General features: G+C 70.6%; 15 protein-coding genes and 1 pseudogene. 9 read left to right on the top strand and 7 right to left on the bottom strand.

The genetic code is table 11. From position 1 onward, the window contains the following. Nucleotide 1: 1 nt before the first annotated feature. Both KIH31_RS01795 and proC read left to right on the top strand, forming a co-directional pair. Nucleotides 2-958, top strand: coding sequence for a Ppx/GppA phosphatase family protein (locus KIH31_RS01795; protein ID WP_214425339.1), 957 nt, complete (start codon nucleotides 2-4; stop codon nucleotides 956-958). A 247-nt stretch (nucleotides 959-1205) separates the two neighbouring features. Further along, nucleotides 1206-2048, top strand: coding sequence for a pyrroline-5-carboxylate reductase (gene proC / locus KIH31_RS01790; protein ID WP_214425338.1), 843 nt, complete (start codon nucleotides 1206-1208; stop codon nucleotides 2046-2048). 3 nt (nucleotides 2049-2051) lie between these two features. On the opposite strand, the gene KIH31_RS01785 is transcribed toward proC, so the two are convergent. Then, nucleotides 2052-2690, bottom strand: coding sequence for a TrkA family potassium uptake protein (locus KIH31_RS01785; RefSeq protein WP_214425648.1), 639 nt, complete (start codon nucleotides 2688-2690; stop codon nucleotides 2052-2054). 40 nt (nucleotides 2691-2730) lie between these two features. Continuing rightward, entirely contained in the window at nucleotides 2731-4143 is a 1413-nt protein-coding gene (locus KIH31_RS01780) for a TrkH family potassium uptake protein (protein WP_214425337.1), read from the bottom strand. A gap of 175 nt (nucleotides 4144-4318) precedes the next feature. Here KIH31_RS01780 and KIH31_RS01775 point away from each other — a divergent pair, with 175 nt between their 5' ends. Next, on the top strand, nucleotides 4319-5467 hold the full coding sequence (locus tag KIH31_RS01775; RefSeq protein WP_214425647.1) for an acetoin utilization protein AcuC: 1149 nt from the start codon (nucleotides 4319-4321) through the stop codon (nucleotides 5465-5467). A gap of 67 nt (nucleotides 5468-5534) precedes the next feature. Beyond that, entirely contained in the window at nucleotides 5535-6071 is a 537-nt protein-coding gene (locus KIH31_RS01770; protein ID WP_214425336.1) for a helix-turn-helix transcriptional regulator, read from the top strand. Between the two features lie 30 nt (nucleotides 6072-6101). Here the strand turns inward: KIH31_RS01770 and KIH31_RS01765 are convergent, their stop codons facing one another. The 4 genes and pseudogenes from KIH31_RS01765 to KIH31_RS01750 all read right to left on the bottom strand — a co-directional run. Then, nucleotides 6102-6896, bottom strand: coding sequence for an alpha/beta hydrolase (locus KIH31_RS01765; RefSeq protein WP_214425335.1), 795 nt, complete (start codon nucleotides 6894-6896; stop codon nucleotides 6102-6104). Continuing rightward, nucleotides 6880-7710 (bottom strand): aldo/keto reductase, encoded by an 831-nt coding sequence (locus KIH31_RS01760; protein ID WP_214425334.1) that lies wholly within the window; start codon nucleotides 7708-7710, stop codon nucleotides 6880-6882. The genes KIH31_RS01765 and KIH31_RS01760 overlap by 17 nt, the downstream gene beginning before the upstream one ends. A gap of 76 nt (nucleotides 7711-7786) precedes the next feature. Continuing rightward, nucleotides 7787-9025: an alpha-hydroxy acid oxidase gene (locus tag KIH31_RS01755; RefSeq protein WP_214425333.1), complete on the bottom strand. Its 1239-nt coding sequence runs from the start codon at nucleotides 9023-9025 to the stop codon at nucleotides 7787-7789. A gap of 205 nt (nucleotides 9026-9230) precedes the next feature. Next, a pseudogene (locus KIH31_RS01750) lies at nucleotides 9231-9533 on the bottom strand (beta-galactosidase); the annotation flags it as partial. Nucleotides 9534-9763: 230 nt separating this feature from the next. Here KIH31_RS01750 and KIH31_RS01745 point away from each other — a divergent pair. The 5 genes from KIH31_RS01745 to KIH31_RS01725 are packed head-to-tail and all read left to right on the top strand — an operon-like array spanning nucleotide 9764 to nucleotide 15605. Further along, nucleotides 9764-11185: a Gfo/Idh/MocA family protein gene (locus KIH31_RS01745; protein WP_214425331.1), complete on the top strand. Its 1422-nt coding sequence runs from the start codon at nucleotides 9764-9766 to the stop codon at nucleotides 11183-11185. Beyond that, on the top strand, nucleotides 11182-12135 hold the full coding sequence (locus KIH31_RS01740) for an NAD(P)-dependent oxidoreductase (RefSeq protein WP_214425330.1): 954 nt from the start codon (nucleotides 11182-11184) through the stop codon (nucleotides 12133-12135). Before KIH31_RS01745 ends, KIH31_RS01740 begins: the two co-directional genes overlap by 4 nt. Continuing rightward, entirely contained in the window at nucleotides 12132-13052 is a 921-nt protein-coding gene (locus tag KIH31_RS01735; RefSeq protein ID WP_214425329.1) for a 5-dehydro-4-deoxyglucarate dehydratase, read from the top strand. The genes KIH31_RS01740 and KIH31_RS01735 overlap by 4 nt, the downstream gene beginning before the upstream one ends. Next, a complete protein-coding gene (locus tag KIH31_RS01730; RefSeq protein ID WP_214425328.1) occupies nucleotides 13049-14116 on the top strand; it encodes a mandelate racemase/muconate lactonizing enzyme family protein in 1068 nt (355 codons plus the stop codon). The genes KIH31_RS01735 and KIH31_RS01730 overlap by 4 nt, the downstream gene beginning before the upstream one ends. A gap of 37 nt (nucleotides 14117-14153) precedes the next feature. Next, complete coding sequence (locus tag KIH31_RS01725; RefSeq protein WP_214425327.1) at nucleotides 14154-15605, top strand: aldehyde dehydrogenase (NADP(+)); 1452 nt, start codon at nucleotides 14154-14156, stop codon at nucleotides 15603-15605. 21 nt (nucleotides 15606-15626) lie between these two features. Here the strand turns inward: KIH31_RS01725 and KIH31_RS01720 are convergent, their stop codons facing one another. Then, the gene (locus KIH31_RS01720) at nucleotides 15627-15953 is read right to left on the bottom strand and encodes a DUF6221 family protein (protein ID WP_214425326.1); all 327 of its coding nucleotides are present in this window, start codon (nucleotides 15951-15953) and stop codon (nucleotides 15627-15629) included. Nucleotides 15954-15984: the final 31 nt, after the last annotated feature.

The following is a 15984-nucleotide window of genomic DNA, read 5'->3' as shown; positions in this document are numbered from 1 at the left end:
CGTGCGCCTGGGCGTTCTGGACATCGGATCCAACACCGTCCACCTGCTGCTGGTGGACGCCCACCCCGGTGCGCGGCCTGTGCCGTTCGCCTCGCATAAGCGGCCGCTCTCGCTGGTGGCCCACCTCGACGAGGCAGGCAACATCAGCGCGGAAGGCCAGAACGAGCTGGTCAGCTTCGTGGCCGAGGCCAGGGATTTCGCCGCCCGGCACTCGGCGGAGGATCTGCTGGCGTTCGCCACCTCGGCGGTCCGCGATGCCGGCAACGGCGCCGCGGTGCTGGACCGCGTGGTCGAGCAGACAGGGGTGTCCCTCACCGAGCTTCCCGGTGACGCTGAAGCCGCGATGACCTTCTTCGCGGTCCGGCGCTGGTACGGCTGGGGAGCCGGCACCGTGCTCGGGCTGGACATCGGCGGCGGCTCGTTCGAGATGGCCATGGGCGCCGATGAGCTGCCCGAAATCGCAGCATCGGTGCCGCTGGGCGCCGGCAGGCTCACCCGGGACTGGCTGCCCGAGGACCCGCCGACGGCCCGGTCCGTCAAGGAGCTCAGGGCCTACATCAAGGACACACTCAAGCCAGCCGCGAAGCCCTTCAAGAAGGCGGGCATCCCCAACCTGGTGGCAGGCACATCCAAGACCTTCCGGTCGCTGGCCCGGATAACCGGGGCGGCCCCGAGCGCGGCCGGCCCGTACGTGCAGCGTGAGCTGCGCCTGCAGGATCTGCGGCTGTGGACCCACCGGCTCGCGGCGATGGCGGCCGAGGACAGGGCAAGCCTGCCGGGAGTTTCGCAGGCCCGTGCCGCCCAGCTGCTCGCCGGCGCGCTGGTGGCCGAGGCGGCGCTGAAGACGTTCAAGCTGCCGGCCATGCGGATCTGCCCCTGGGCGCTCCGGGAGGGATTGATCCTGCGGCGGCTGGACCAGCTGGTCTTCGAAGGTCCGCTCCAGCTGCCCGCGCGGTAGCCTGCGGCATCTGGCCCTTAAACGCGAAAGGCACCGGAGAGACAGGCGGACCGCTTGGGGGAAACGTTCCGAACGCTCTCCGGTGCCGCGGGCCAGCCTTGGGGGAAGCCAGCCCGTCATCACTCGCACCTTTATGAGGTAATTAAGAACCTACCGGCGGATTTTGGGATATCGCCTGAAATAGGCTGGGAAATCGCTGGGAGGCCTGCCCGGGGGTAGGCGGAGCCTCCCGTGGCAAGATGGAACCATGGCTGACACTTTCTCACGCGTTGCTTTCCTTGGTTGCGGTTCCATGGGCGAGGCCATCCTCGGCGGCATGATCGCCGCGGGGACGGACCCGACGGCGGTGATCGCGACGGTGCGCCGGGCGGAGCGCGCCGAGGAGCTGGCCACGGCGCACGGCATCACCGCAATTGCGGGGGCGGAGGAGCCGGACGCGAACAAGCTGGCCGCGCAGGGAGCCGACGTCGTCCTGCTCGGCGTCAAGCCGGTGAACATCGCCGACCTGGCCCGCGAGATTTCCCCGGCCCTCCGCCCCGGCACGGTCGTGGTCAGCATCGCCGCCGCCGTGTCGCTGGCCCAGCTGGAGGCCGCGCTGCCCGACGGCCAGCCGGTGGTGCGGTCCATGCCGAACACCCCGCTGAAGGTGCGCCGCGGCGTCGTGGCGCTTTCCGCCGGCAGCTCCTGCACGCCGGACCATCTGGCAGCGGCACGGGCGGTCTTCGAGGGCTCGGGCGTGGTCCTGGAGGTTCCGGAGGAGCAGCAGGACGCGGTGGCCGCGATCAGCGGCTCCGGGCCGGCGTACGCGTTCTACCTGGCCGAGGCAATGGCTGCCGCCGGCCGCAGCTTCGGCCTCGACGCCGATACGGCCCTCATCCTGGCCCGTGAGACCGTGGCCGGCGCCGGGCTGCTGCTCTCCCAGCCGGGCGCGGACCCGACGGCGCTGCGGCGCGCGGTCACCAGCCCCAACGGCACCACCGAGCGGGCCATCGCCACCTTCGACGAACTTGGGCTCCCGGGCATCATCGAGGCCGGAGCGAAGGCCGCTGCCGCCCGAGCCGCCGAGATCACCCGCCAACTCGGCGGGTAGCGCCTACGGCCGGGCGGCGAAGCGCTCGAGCAGGTCCACGTGGCCGGACACGATGAGCATGTCGCGGCTGGAGACCTTCGTGTCGGGCCGGGCGTAGGTGAAGTCCTCGCCCGGGGACTTCACGCCCACAATGGTCACGCCGTACTTGGAGCGGACCTGGGACTCCCCGAGCGTGAAACCCTGGGTCTCCTTGGGCGGGTACATCTTGACGATGGCGAAGTCGTCGTCGAACTCAATGAAGTCCAGCAGCCGGCCGCCGACCAAGTGGGCGGCCCGAACGCCGGCGTCGGCCTCCGGGTAGATGACGTGGTTGGCGCCGATCCGGGTCAGGATCTTCCCGTGCGAGGGCGTGATGGCCTTGACCCACAGGTGCTCGATGCCCAGGTCCACCAGGTTCACGGTGATCAGCACGGACGATTCGATCGAGGTGCCCACGCCGACGACGGCGGAGCTGAAGTCCTGCGCGCCGAGCTGGCGGAGGGCATCGATGTTCGTGGCGTCCGCCTCCACGACGTGCGTGAGCACCCCGGCGAACTTCTGCACCAGCGACGGGTCCCGCTCAATGGCCAGGACTTCCCGCCCCTGCTTGACCAGCTGCTGCGCTGTCGAGGCCCCGAACCGGCCGAGGCCGATCACCAGCACGGGCGCGTTGTGGGCGGGGCGGTTCGATGTTGCTGGTTTGTCAGCCAATGATCGGCCTCTCTTCCGGGTAGTGGAACAGCTGTCGTCGCTGCCGCAGCGCCAGGCCCGTGGCCATGGTGATGGTGCCTACGCGGCCGGCGAACATCAGCACGGTCAGCACGTAGACGCCCGCGGGCGGCAGGCTTGCGGTCAGGCCCGTGCTCAGGCCGACCGTGGCGAATGCGGAGATGGTATCGAAGAGCACCCGGTCCAGTGACTGGCCGCTGATGGCCAGCAGCAGCCCGGTGGCCACCATGACCAGGGTCGCTCCCAGCACGATCACGCTGATGGCCACGCGCATGACACCCTGCGGGATGGTGCGCCCGTAGGCCTTCACGTCGGCGTCGCCGCGGGCCTCGGCGACGATCGCGAGGAACATGACGGCCAGCGTGGTGACCTTGATGCCGCCGGCGGTGGACGCCGAGCCGCCGCCGGCGAACATGAGCGCGTCGGTGAGCAGCATGGTGGGGGAGTGGATGTGGTTCATGTCTACCAAATTGAACCCGAGGGACCGCGTCATCACGGACGCGAAGACCGAGTGAAGCACCTTGTCCCCGGTGCCCAGGTTGCCGATCGTGGCCGGGTTGGTCCATTCCATGGCCCCCCACAGCACGGCGCCGGCGGCCAGCAGGATCAGGGAAACCTGGATGGTGAGTTTGGTGTGCAGGTTCCAGAACTTGGGGTGCAGGCCGGTCTGCCGGATCACCATCAGGACGGGAAAGCCCAGGCTGCCGATGAACCCGCCGACCATCAGCGGGACGAGGATCCACAGGTCGTGCCCGTAGGGGACAACGCCGTCCGAGTGGGGGGTGAAGCCGGCGTTGTTGAAGCTGGAAATCGCGTAGAAGACGGCATGCCAGACCGCGGGCCAGAAGGATTCCCCCAGGAGCATGAACCGGGGTGCCAGCGCCACCGCCAGCACCAGTTCGATCAGGGCCGAGGTGGAGACGACGATGCGCAGGAGGGTGCCCACTTCGCCCAGCCGGCCGGCGTTCATGGCCTCCTGCGCGATGAGTTTGCCGCGGACGCCGAGCCGGCGGCTGACGGTCAGGGCGAGCACGGAGGCCAGGGTAAGGATGCCCAACCCGCCTACCTGGATGCCCAGGAGGATGACGAGCTGGCCGAAGAAGGTCCAGTGCGCCGCCGTCGACACGGTGGTCAGTCCGGTCACGCAGACGGCCGAGGCGGCGGTGAAGAGCGCGTCGTGGAGCGGAGTGACGCGCCCGTCCGCGGCTGCGGCCGGCAGCGACAGCAGGGCGGCGAAAACGACGATGATCAGCGCGAACGCGCCCAGGGCGAGCCGGGCAGGCGAAGAACCGGCGAGCCGGTCCACGAAATCCCGGGCAGCGAGCAGGACCTTCAGCGGTCCCCCCTCCTGCTGCGGCGGGTGCCACGCTGTCGAACTCTGGGGCATCGTTCTCTTTCATTCCGGGCCTGGAGCGTGCTCGCGGGCTGTACTGAGTAGTAAACCACTTTCCATGGTCATGCGTGGCGGCCAAATCGACCAATCGCGTAGCCTGTCAGTGATGTCCATTCATCCCAGCCAGCGCCGCTTGGCCCTCCCGACGCAGGTCGTCTGGGACCGGGCGATGACCGCCTACGATTTCGGGGCGCAGCACCCGATGTCGCCGGTCCGGCTGGACCTCACCGAAGCCCTCGCCCGAAGCCTGGGGTTGTTCGACCTGGACGAAGTCTCCGTGGTTCCCCCCTATGTTGCCGACGACGACGAGCTGGCCGCGGTGCATGACCGGGACTACATCGAGGCGGTGCACTTCGCCAGCGAGCACCCCGAGAGCACCAACGAGACCCGCGGGCTGGGCACGGAGGACGACCCGGCCTTCGCGGGCATGCATGAAGCGAGCGCCCGGCTCGCCGGCGGGTCGCTTGCCGCGGCCGAGGCCATCCTCGACGGCAGCGCCCTGCACGCGGTCAACTTCGGCGGCGGCATGCACCACGCCAAGCGGGACAGGGCGAGCGGGTTCTGCATCTACAACGACGCCGCACTCGCGATCCAGCGGCTGCTGGACCGGGGAGTGGCGCGGGTGGCGTACGTGGACATCGACGCGCACCACGGCGACGGCACCGAGAGGATCTTCTGGAACGACCCGCGCGTGATGACCATCTCGCTGCACGAGACCGGCTTGCAGCTCTTCCCGGGCACCGGCTTCGCCAACGAGGTCGGCGGGCCCGACGCCCGCGGGACGGCCGTGAACGTGGCCCTGCCCTCGGAGACGCAGGACGCCGCCTGGCTGCGGGCGTTCCACGCCGTCGTCCCGCAGCTGCTGGGCGCCTTCGAACCGGAAGTCATCGTCAGCCAGCACGGCTGCGACTCCCACCGGCTGGACCCCCTCAGCCACCTCAACCTCAGCGTGGACGGCCAGCGGGAAGCGGCCCTGAGCATCTCCGACCTGGCCACGCGGCTGTGCGAGGGCCGCTGGCTCGCCACCGGCGGGGGCGGCTACGAACTCACCAGCGTGGTGCCGCGCTCCTGGACCCACCTGATCGCCATCGCGGCCGGACAGCCCCTGCCGGTGGGGGCAGCGGTGCCGCAGCGCTGGCGGGACTACGTGCAGGAAAAATACGGCGCAGTCGCCCCGGAAGTGATGGGCGACGGCGTGGACATCTGGTGGCGGTCCTGGGAGGTCGGCTACGACCCCAACGACGAGGTGGACCGGACCGTGATGGCCACCCGTAAGGAACTCTTCCCGCTGCACGGGCTGGACCCGTGGTTCGACTGACCCGCCCCGCAGCCGCCGTCGGGCGCCGTGGAATGCCGCGCCGCGCATATATCGCTAGGGTAGGGGCATGGTGATTGACGACGTGTTTGCCGTCATCGCGGAGGCAACTCGGCGTGACATCCTCGTATCCCTCCGGGCCGGCGACAAGGCCGTCGGGGAGCTGGTCGAGGAACTGGGGGCCAGCCAGCCCACTGTTTCGAAGCATCTGAAGGTGTTGCGCGAGGCAGGCCTGGTGACGATGCGTGCCCAGGGCCAGAAGCGTTACTACAGCCTCTCCAGCAAGCCCCTGCTCGGCATCGCGGAGTGGCTTGACCCGTTCGACGTTCCCGGGCGCGCGGTCCCCGCCGCGCCGCAACCCGACGGTGTCCACCCGGACGGGCAGCCTGCAGCGGCGGAGGCCAATGGCGGCCGGGCCCAGGAGACGGGACTTTCCGCGGCGGCCCTGGTCGAATCGGTGCCGGCGCCGGCCGGGGGAGCAGCACGGCGCCCGGCCGCCTCCAGCACCGTGACCTCCCAGCAGATCGGCCGGAGCATCGGGCAGGCCGCCAACAAGGCCGCGGAGGTCTTCGCAAACCTGCCGAAGCTGCGCCGCCGCCGCGACTGACCGGAAACCGGAGCCGGGCGCCTGCCCGGTCTAGGACGCGGTAGTCCAGCCGCGGCCGGCAAGCCAGCGTCCGCACAGCTCGGGCCACTGGCCCGCGCCGGGCTCATCCGCCGCCAGACCCAGCCCGTGCCGGCCGTGGGGAAAGACATGCAGTTCCACCGGAACGCCGGCCTTGGCCAGCGCCGAGGCATAGCCCAGGCTGTGGGACACGGGCACCGACGCGTCCTCCGCGGTGTGCCACAGGAAGGTAGCCGGGGTGCGGCCGTCCACCTTCAGTTCCGCCGATAGTTCGCGCCGCGGCTGCTCGGGCGCGTCCGGCCCGAGCAGTTCCCGCACCGACCCCTCGTGCGGCTCGGTGTGGAAGGAGACCACCGGATAGCCCAGAATTGCCAGATCCGGGCGGTCCCCGGCTGGGTCCTCCCCGCCGGTGCACAGGGTCGCGGCGAGGTGGCCGCCGGCGGAGAATCCCAGCACCCCGATGCGGGAGGTGTCGACCAGGTCTCCGGCGCCGCCGGAGCGCGCCCAGGCAAGGGCGGCGAGTGCATCCTGGAGCGGTTCGGGGTGCCGCGTCGGGCCGATCCGGTAGCGCAGCACGGCCGCATGCAGGCCGAGGCTGTTCAGCCAGTCGGCCACCGGGCCGGCCTCATGGTCCGCGTGGCGCTGGTAGCCGCCGCCCGGCAGGACCAGCACCAGCGGGGCCGGTAGCTGGGCTGCGGACGGGTGCAGGCTCAGCCAGGGGAGCCGGGCGGACGATTCCCGCGCTGGCAGCGGAACGAAGCTGCCGCCGTCGCCGGCGAACAGCCCCGGCTCAGTGGCCCTGGACATCGGAGTCGATGCCAGCGTCGGGGCCCTCGTCGAGGGTGGCGAGGGCAGCGAGGTCCTCGTCGTCGAGAGTGAAGCCAAAGACATCCAGGTTCTCCTGGAGCCGCTGCGGGTTGGCGGACTTCGGGATGGCAACCAAGCCCTGCTGCACATGCCAGCGCAGCACGATCTGGCCGGGCGTGCGGCCGTGCTTGTCCGCGAGGCGCCCCAGCACGGGCGCGTTGAGGAGGTCGCTCCCGGCGCCAAGCGGGCTGTAGGACTCGGTGACGATCCCGTGCTGGGCGTTGTAGGCGCGCTGGACGGTGCGCGGGACGGCGGGGCTGAGCTGGATCTGGTTCACGGCCGGGACCACTCCGGTCTCTGCCAGCAGCCGGTCCAGGTGCGCGGGCTTGAAATTGGAGACCCCGATCGAACGCGCCTTGCCGTCGGTCTGCAGCCTCTCGAAGGTCTTCCACGTCGAGACGAATTCGTTGCGCTGCGGCAGCGGCCAGTGGATCAGGAGCAGGTCCACGTAGTCCAGCCCCAGACGGCTCAGGCAGCCGTCGAGGCCTTCGACAGCGCGCTCGCCGCCCTGGTACGTCCCGTCGAGCTTGGTGGTGACGAAGACCTCGGACCGGTCCACGCCGCAGCTGCGGATGCCCACACCGACCCCGCGCTCATTGCCGTACTTGGCCGCGGTGTCGATGTGCCGGTAGCCGGCCTCCACCGCAGTGACCACCGTGCGGGCGACTTCCTCGTCGTTCAGGGGCCAGGTTCCCAGGCCCAGCTGCGGGATCGCGAAGCCGTCATTGAGCTCAATCGTGGGTGCAAGTGCCATGGCCTCAGTCTTTCCTATCGCGCCTTTTCCGTCACTGCCTTTTCTGTTGCTGCCTGATCTCTCACTGCCTTGCCCGTTACTGCGTGCCGAGCAGGCGCACATGGTCCGGGTTCAGGTCGGAGATCTTGTTGGCCCCGAGCAGCTTCATGGTGCGCGTCATCTCGCCGCGCAGGATCTCGATGGTCCGGTCCACCCCGGCCCGGCCGCCGGCCATCAGTCCGTACAGGTAGGCCCGGCCGACCAGGGTGAAATCCGCCCCGAGCGCCATGGCGGCGATGATGTCGCCGCCGCTCATGATGCCGGTGTCCAGGATGATGTCCGTCTTGCCCTTCAGGGCGGCGGCGACGTCGGGCAACAGGTGCAACGGAATGGGCGCCCGGTCCAGCTGCCGGCCGCCGTGGTTGGAGAGAACGATGCCGTCCGCGCCATAGTCGACCACACGCTTGGCGTCATCCACGGTCTGCAGCCCCTTGACCACGAGCTTGCCCTTCCAGGTCTCGCGCAGCCACGCGAGATCCTCGAAGCTGAGGGTCGGGTCGAACATCGAGTCGATCAGCTGGGCCACCGTGCCGGAATACCGGGACAGGGAGGCGAAGGACAGCGGCTCGCGGGTGAGGAAATCGAACCACCAGGCGGGCCGGTACGAGGCGTCGAGGACGGTCTTGAGGGTCAGCGACGGAGGGATGGTCATGCCGTTGCGCACGTCGCGCAGCCGGGCTCCGCCGACGGGAGTGTCGACCGTGACCATCAGGGTGTCGTTGCCGGCCCGGGCGGCGCGCTCGATCAGCGCCATGGAGCGGTCCCTGTCGGTCCAAAGGTAGAGCTGGAACCAGTTGCGGCCGTCCGGGGCGGCGGCGGCGACGTCTTCGAGGGACGCGGTGCCCATGGTGGAGAGCGTGTAGGGGATGCCGGCGTCCCGGGCGGCGCGGGAACCGGCGTATTCGCCCTCGGACTGCATCATCCGGGTGAAGCCCGTCGGGGCAATGCCGAAGGGCATCGACGACGTCGCTCCGAGGATTTCGGTCGACAGGTCCACCGCCGCGACGTTGCGCAGGATGCCGGGCCGGAATTCCAGGTCCAGGAACGCTTCCCGCGCCCGGCGCAGCGTGATCTCCGCCTCGGCCGCGCCGTCGGTGTAGTCGAAGGGGGCGGCAGGGGTGCGGCGCTTGGCGATGTCCCGCAGGTCCCAGATGGTGTTGGCGGCCTGCACGCGGGCCTCGGTGCCGAACCGGGGCGTCTTGAACTGCATGAGCGGCGCCAGGTCGGCGACCTTCGGGAAGCGGCGCTTCAGGGCGGGCGGGACGTACTGGCTCATGGCAACCTCGCTGTCGTTGGAGTGTGGTCCTACCGCACTGTAAGCACAATCTGCGCCCTGACGCATCTGATGTCTGTCAGCCGGTTTCCTCAGTCCTCCTGCAGCACCGCGACGGCCCCGGCCGCGAGCTGAACGGTGCCTCCGTCGGCGCTGCCGAGCAACGGCGTGCCGGGAAGGTCCAGGCTCAGGTCGAATCCGGTGTGGCGACCAGCCAGGCCGGGGGCGCCGCTGTTCCGGTGGCCAGGGCGGCCCGAACGCCTCCGGCATGGAGCGAGTCCATCACCTGATCGAGCCAGCCGAAGTCGAAGCGGCCTTCCTCCGGCTCCAGCAGGGCCCAGGAGAAGATCCCCACGCTGACCAGGTTCACCTTCGCCTGGCGCATCAGCGCGATGTCCTCAGCCCAAACCTCGGCAGGCCACTGCTCGGGGTTGTAGTCCCCGCCGAAGACCATGAGGTCCAGGGTGTGCGGCCAGCTCCGGCCGCCGTTGGTGCCGGTGCTCCCAGCCATGCCGCCCCTCACGTGAGAAAGCGCTTTCCAGCAAAGTACCAGCGCGGCCGGCGGGCGGTCAATCGAAGCCGCGCGCGTCGCCGGGGCGGGGCCCGGGAGGCGCGGTTGACGGGGGCGGACGGGAGGGGGTAGAACTTTCACATTGGCTCAGAAAACGATTTCTCAGCCGGCTCCGGCCGGCGGTTCCTCCGGCGACGATGCCGGTCTTCCCTTCGAAAGGTCTGTCACTCATGGTTACCGTCGACGCCGCTCCCGCGGCTTCCACCCAGCCGGGCGACGCGGCGCGGCGCCTCCGCACCCGCTTCGCCCTGGTCGGCACAGGCTCCCGGGCGGAGATGTACATCAAGGCGATCCTGGGCGCCCACTCCGACGTCGCCGAGCTTGTTGCCGTCGGCGACGTGAACCCGGGCCGCGTGGAGTACTACCGCGCGCTGGCCGCCGAGCTGGCGCCGGAGGCCGCCGAAGTTGCCGCCTTTGACCCCCTGGACCTGGCGGCCTTCATCGCGGGCAACGGGATCGACCGGGTCATCATCACCACCCCCGACTACACCCATGCGGGGTACATCGTCGAGGCGCTGCACGCCGGGGCCGACGTCGTCGTCGAAAAGCCGCTCACCATCGACGCCGACGGCTGCCGCCGGATCACCGAGGCCGTGGCGCGCACCGCGCGGAACGTGGTGGTGACCTTCAACTACCGGTATTCCCCGCGCAACAGCGCGCTGAAGGAGATCATCCAGAGCGGCGTGATCGGCACGGTGACCTCGGTCGACTTCAGCTGGGTGCTCGACACGGTGCACGGCGCGGATTACTTCCGGCGCTGGCACCGGGACAAGGCCAACTCCGGCGGCCTGCTCATCCACAAGGCCTCGCACCATTTCGACCTGGTGAACTGGTGGATCAACGACTCACCGCGCCGGATCTACGCCTCCGGCGGCCTGCGCTTCTACGGCGACGCGAACGCCGCCGCCCGCGGGCTTGGTTCGCGGCCGGAGAGGGGAACCGACGACGCCGCAGCGGCGGACCCCTTCGCGCTGGACCTGCGCCGGGACGAGAAGCTGCGCCGGCTGTACCTGGAAAACGAGAAGTTCGACGGCTACCGCCGGGACCAGGACGTCTTTGCCCCCGGGATCACCATCGAGGACAATCTCGCGCTCGTGGTGGACTATGACGGCGGCCCCACCCTGAGCTACTCACTGAACGCGCACAGCCCCTGGGAGGGCTACCGGGTGGCGGTGAACGGCACCGAAGGCCGCGCGGAACTGGAAGTGGTCGAGCGCGCCGCGGTGCTGCGCGACGCCGAAGGCAACGTGGTGGTGGATCCCAGCGCGACACCGGTGGACCAGCCGGACGAGGTGCGCCGCGACGGCGAGCGGCTGGTGGTCCAGCGCCACTGGGAGGCCGCCTACGAGGTGCCCATCCGCAACGGCGCAGGCGGACACGGCGGCGGTGACACGCTGCTGCTCTCGGACGTCTTCAACGGCCCCGGCGAGGACCCGCTCGGACGGCCCTCCGGGTATATCGACGGCCTGCGCTCGGTCGCCGTCGGGATTGCCGGGAACCGGTCGCTGGAAAGCGGGCTTCCGGTCCAGGTGGCCGACCTGGGTCTGGGCGCGGACCTGCGGCGCCGGCCCGGAGGGGCGGCGGGGCGATGAGTTCGGTGCTGGTAACCGGCGGCGCGGGCCGGCTGGGACGCAGCGTCGTGGCAGGGCTGGCCGCCGCCGGGTACACGGTGGCGTCAGTGGACCGGGAGACCGCAGCGGGGATGCCCGCAGGAGTCACCCAGGTCGCAGCGGACCTGCTGGTCGCGGGGGAGGCGCGGCGGATCATCGATGCGCACCGGCCCGACGCGGTCATCCACCTTGCCGCGATTGCGGTCCCCTTCAGCGCGCCGGAGGAGGTCATCCTCGCCACCAACACGGCGCTCGCGTACGCGGTCCTGCGGGCCGCGACCGACGCCGGTGTGCGCCGTATCGTCACTGCCAGCAGCCCCACCGTGCTCGGCTACGGCTCGCCTGCCGGCTGGCGGCCGGACCGGCTCCCGCTGGATGAACGGACGGAGCCGCGGCCGTGGAACGCCTATGCGCTCTCGAAGCTGGTGGCCGAACAGACGGCCCGGATGTTCGCCGCCGAGCGGGGCGGGCAGCTTCGCTACGCCGCCTTCCGCCCCTGCTTCGTCATCTCGCCGGAGGAGTGGCGGGGCGCACCCACCCAGCAGGGACACACTGTCCGCGAACGGCTCGATGACCCGTCTCTCGCGGCGCCGGCGCTGTTCAACTACGTCGATGCCCGGGACGTGGCGGAGTTCCTGGACCTGCTGCTGCAGAAAATGGACTCCATCCCGAACGGCGAGACGTTCTTCGTCGGAGCCGCCGACGCCTTGGCCCGCCGGCCGCTGAGCGAACTGCTGCCGCTGTTCGTGCCCGGAACGGCAGAAGCCGCAGCCGGGCTGACCGGCACCAGCCCGGCGTTCTCCATTGCCAAAGCCGAGCGGCTGCTGGGCTGGGTGCCGCGCCGCAGCTGGCGCACCGAACTCGTGGAAACCGTCCCCCGCGAAGAGCCGGGTCTGGTCCCGGCGTCGCCCGTCCAGCAGGAGATCCGATGAAATTCGACGGCGTTCTGTTCTTCCCCGTCACCCCGTTCACCGCAAAGAACGAGGTCGACGCCGGCCTGCTGCGCGAGCACATCGCCTCCCGGCTTCCTTTCGCCCCGGGAGGCGTCTTCCCGGCCTGCGGCACAGGCGAGTACCACGCGCTGGGGATCGACGAGGTGCGCACGGTGGTGCGGGCGGCCGTCGAGACTGTCGGCGGCGCCGTACCGGTGGTGTCCGGGGCCGGCGGCCCGCTTGGCCATGCCCTGGCATCCGCCCGTGCGGCGGACGACGCAGGGGCGGACGGCCTGCTCGTGCTCCCGCCCTACCTCGTCAGCGGCCCCGTGGAGGGAACCGTGGCCTACGTGGAGGCGGTGGCGGCCGCGACGTCCCTCCCTGTGATCGTCTACCACCGCGGAACGGCCCGGTTCACGCCGGCCGCGATGGCGCGGCTAGCAGCCAACCCGAAGGTCATAGGGTTCAAGGACGGCCTCGGCGACGTGGGGCTGGCCCAGGAAATCGTCACGGCCGTGAAGGCCGCGGGCCGGGAGGACTTCCAGTTCTTCAACGGGCTGCTGACCGCCGAGCTCACCCAGGGCGCGTACCGCGGGCTGGGCATTCCGCTCTACTCGTCGGCCGCCTTTGCGATGGCACCGGAAATCGCCTCGGCGTACTACCAGGCCTACGCCAGCGGGGACGAGGGCCGCCGCAACGCCCTGCTGGAGCACTTCTACGCCCCGCTGGTCCGGCTGCGGGACCAGACGCCGGGCTTCGGGGTCTCGCTGATCAAGGCCGGCCTGCGCCTCGGCGGCATGCCGGTCGGCTCCGTCCGGCCGCCCCTGGTGGATCCGGACCCGGCGCAGCTGCGCGAGCTCGAGACCATCCTCGCCGCCGGCCGGGAGCTGGCCGGAGAGCTGGCGGCACTGGGATGAACGGCAAAATTACCGGGCTGCGTACCCGGTTGATCACCGCGCGGCTGACCCGCAGCTGGGGTGCGGGCGCCCCCGAGAACCACGTGATCGCGACCGAAATCAGCACGGACGACGGAGCCACCGGCTACGGCTTCTCCTGGACTCCCACCATCGGACCGCAGGCAGTGCAGGCGCTGCTGGAGCACGACATCGCGCCCTTCATCACCGGGCGTGACGCCGCGGCCGAGCCGCTCTGGGATGAGCTGTTCGCGAGGCTGCATGAGGCCGGCAGCGGCGGACTGGTGACCATCGCCATGGCCGGCGTCGACCTTGCGCTGTGGGACCTGGCCGCCCGCCGCGCGGGTGAATCCGTCGCCGGGCTGCTCGGCCGCCGGCAACCGGCCGTCGAGGTGTACGGATCGGGGGTGAACCTCCACTATCCGCTCGAGGAGCTGGTGGAGCAGGCGCGGCGCTGGGTCGCCGCCGGCCACGACGCCGTCAAGATCAAGGTCGGCAAGCCCGACCCTGCCGAGGATGCCGAGCGGGTGGCCGCGGTGCGGGAGGTCCTCGGCCCGGACCGGCGGCTGATGATCGACGCGAACCAGCGCTGGGACCTTCCAACCGCACGCCGGGCACTGGACCGGCTGGCCGGTTTCGGCCTGGAATGGCTGGAGGAACCGCTCCGGGCGGACGACCTGTGGGGCTACCGGCAGCTCAGGCGCACCTCGCCGGTGCCGATCGCGCTGGGGGAGAACGTCCACAACATCTACCGGTTCAGGGACTTCATCGAAGCGGGCGCCGTGGACATCATCCAGCCCAACATCGTCCGGGTGGGAGGCATCACGCCGTTCCGCCGGATCGTGGAACTGGCCCGCGCGCACAGCCTGCGGATCGCGCCGCACCTGCTGCCCGAACTTTCCGGCCAGCTGGCCCTGACCCTGGCAGAGCCGGCCTGGGTCGAAGACGTGGAGGACGCAGGCTTCGGCCAGCTCGGGCTGCTGGCAGGGGAATCCCCCGTGGTGATCCGGCAGGGCCGGCTGGAGGACCGTGGGCTGCCGGGCCTGGGCCTCAGGTTCAAAAACTGACCGCCGCCGGCGGACCGCAACGAGCAAAGGACACAGTGTGAGCACAGCGCAACTGGAACTGACCCACATCACGCAGGCCGCGGCCCGTGCCTCGGCCATCGCGGCCGCAACCCCCGACGCCCGGCGCGCCGAGTGGCTGCTGGCGGTGGCCGACATCCTCGACGCGAACAGCGCCGAACTGGTGGCCCTCGCCGACGAGGAGACGCACCTCGGCGAGGCCCGGCTCGCCGGCGAGGTGGCGCGCACCTCGGGGCAGCTGAGGCTGTTCGCCCGTGTGATCACCGAGGGCTCCTACCTGGAAGCCATCATCGACCATGCCAACCCGGCGGCGGTCCCGCCGACGCCGGACCTGCGTCGGGTGCTGCGTCCGCTCGGTCCGGTCGCGGTGTTCTCGGCCTCCAATTTCCCGTTTGCCTTCTCCGTCGCCGGCGGGGACACGGCCTCCGCGCTCGCGGTCGGCTGCGCCGTCGTCGTCAAGGCCCACTCCGGGCACCCGCGGCTTTCCGAGCGCACCGCGGAGCTCGTGGCTGAAGCCTTGCGCGGTGCCGGCGCACCCGAAGGGTTGTTCAGCCTGGTCTCGGGCCGCGACGCGGGCACTGCGCTGGTCCAGGACCCGGCCATCAAAGCGGTCGGCTTCACCGGCTCCATCCCGGGCGGACGCGCGCTGTTCGACCTGGCCGTCTCCCGCCCGGACCCGATTCCGTTCTACGGCGAACTCGGCAGCCTCAACCCCGTCGTCCTCACGCAGGCAGCCATCGAGGCCCGCGGCGCCGAACTCGCGTCCGGACTGGCCGGCTCCTTCACCCTGGGGGCAGGACAGTTCTGCACCAAGCCCGGTCTGGTCTTCCTGCCCGAAGGAACGGACTTCGCTGCGCTCCTCGCCGCTGCCTCCCGGGAAAAGCCTGCCGGCGCCATGCTCACCGACCGGATCGCAGAGGCCTACCCGGAGGGTCTGCGCGGGCATGCGACGGTCCCGGGAGTGGACGTCGTCGTCGGGTCCGTGGACCAGCGCGCCCTCGCCGAGGGCGCTGCGCCGGTGGTGTTCCGGACCTCGGCGGCCACCGTCTTCGAGCACCCGGACCGGCTGCTGGAGGAGTGCTTCGGCCCCACCACTGTGCTGATCGAATACCAGGACCGGGAGGAGCTGCACCGGGTGCTGGCCCTGGTGCCGGGGAGCCTGACCGCGACGGTCGATGCCGAGCCGGGGGAGGACATCCAGGCCGTGGCCGAGCAGCTCGCCGGCCTCGCCGGCCGGGTCCTCTTCGGCGGCTGGCCCACCGGCGTCGCGGTGAACTGGGCCCAGCACCACGGCGGCCCGTGGCCCGCCACCACCTCGCTGTTCACCTCCGTCGGTGCGACCGCCGCCCGGCGCTTCCAGCGGCCCGTCGCCTACCAGGACGCGCCCGAGGCCCTGCTGCCCGAGGCGCTGCGGGAGGAGAACCCGTTGCGCATTCCGCGCCGGGTCGACGGCGTGCTCTCGCTCCCCTGAGGCAGCCGGCCGGCGCCCCGGCTACCTCGCTTCCGGTAAACGCCAGGAGTCCTGGTAATCGGGGTGCTCCATGTACGGCAGGGCCATCGCGCTGAGCGCGTAGACCGTCCACTCGATACTCTCGGCCAGACGCCGGCTTTCCCTGTCGTCGCTGAGGATCATGTGGTTCAGGGCGGCTTCCCGGGCATGGCCGATGACGTCCACCAGGACGCGTTTGGCCGCGCATTCGGTGAGCATCCGCTGCTCGTACCAGCGGTCCGATTCGGAAAGGAACGGCCTGGCAAGCAGCTCCTGTGACTTGGACTCATCCTCACGGATGCGCGCGAGGAGGAACTCCACGATGTCCATGCAGCGATGGTAGACCCCGCCCGCGGCCGGC

The sequence above is a fragment of the Paenarthrobacter sp. DKR-5 genome (assembly GCF_018531425.1).
In the GTDB taxonomy this organism is placed as follows: domain Bacteria; phylum Actinomycetota; class Actinomycetes; order Actinomycetales; family Micrococcaceae; genus DKR-5.
This window is presented reverse-complemented; position numbering and strand designations above follow the sequence as displayed.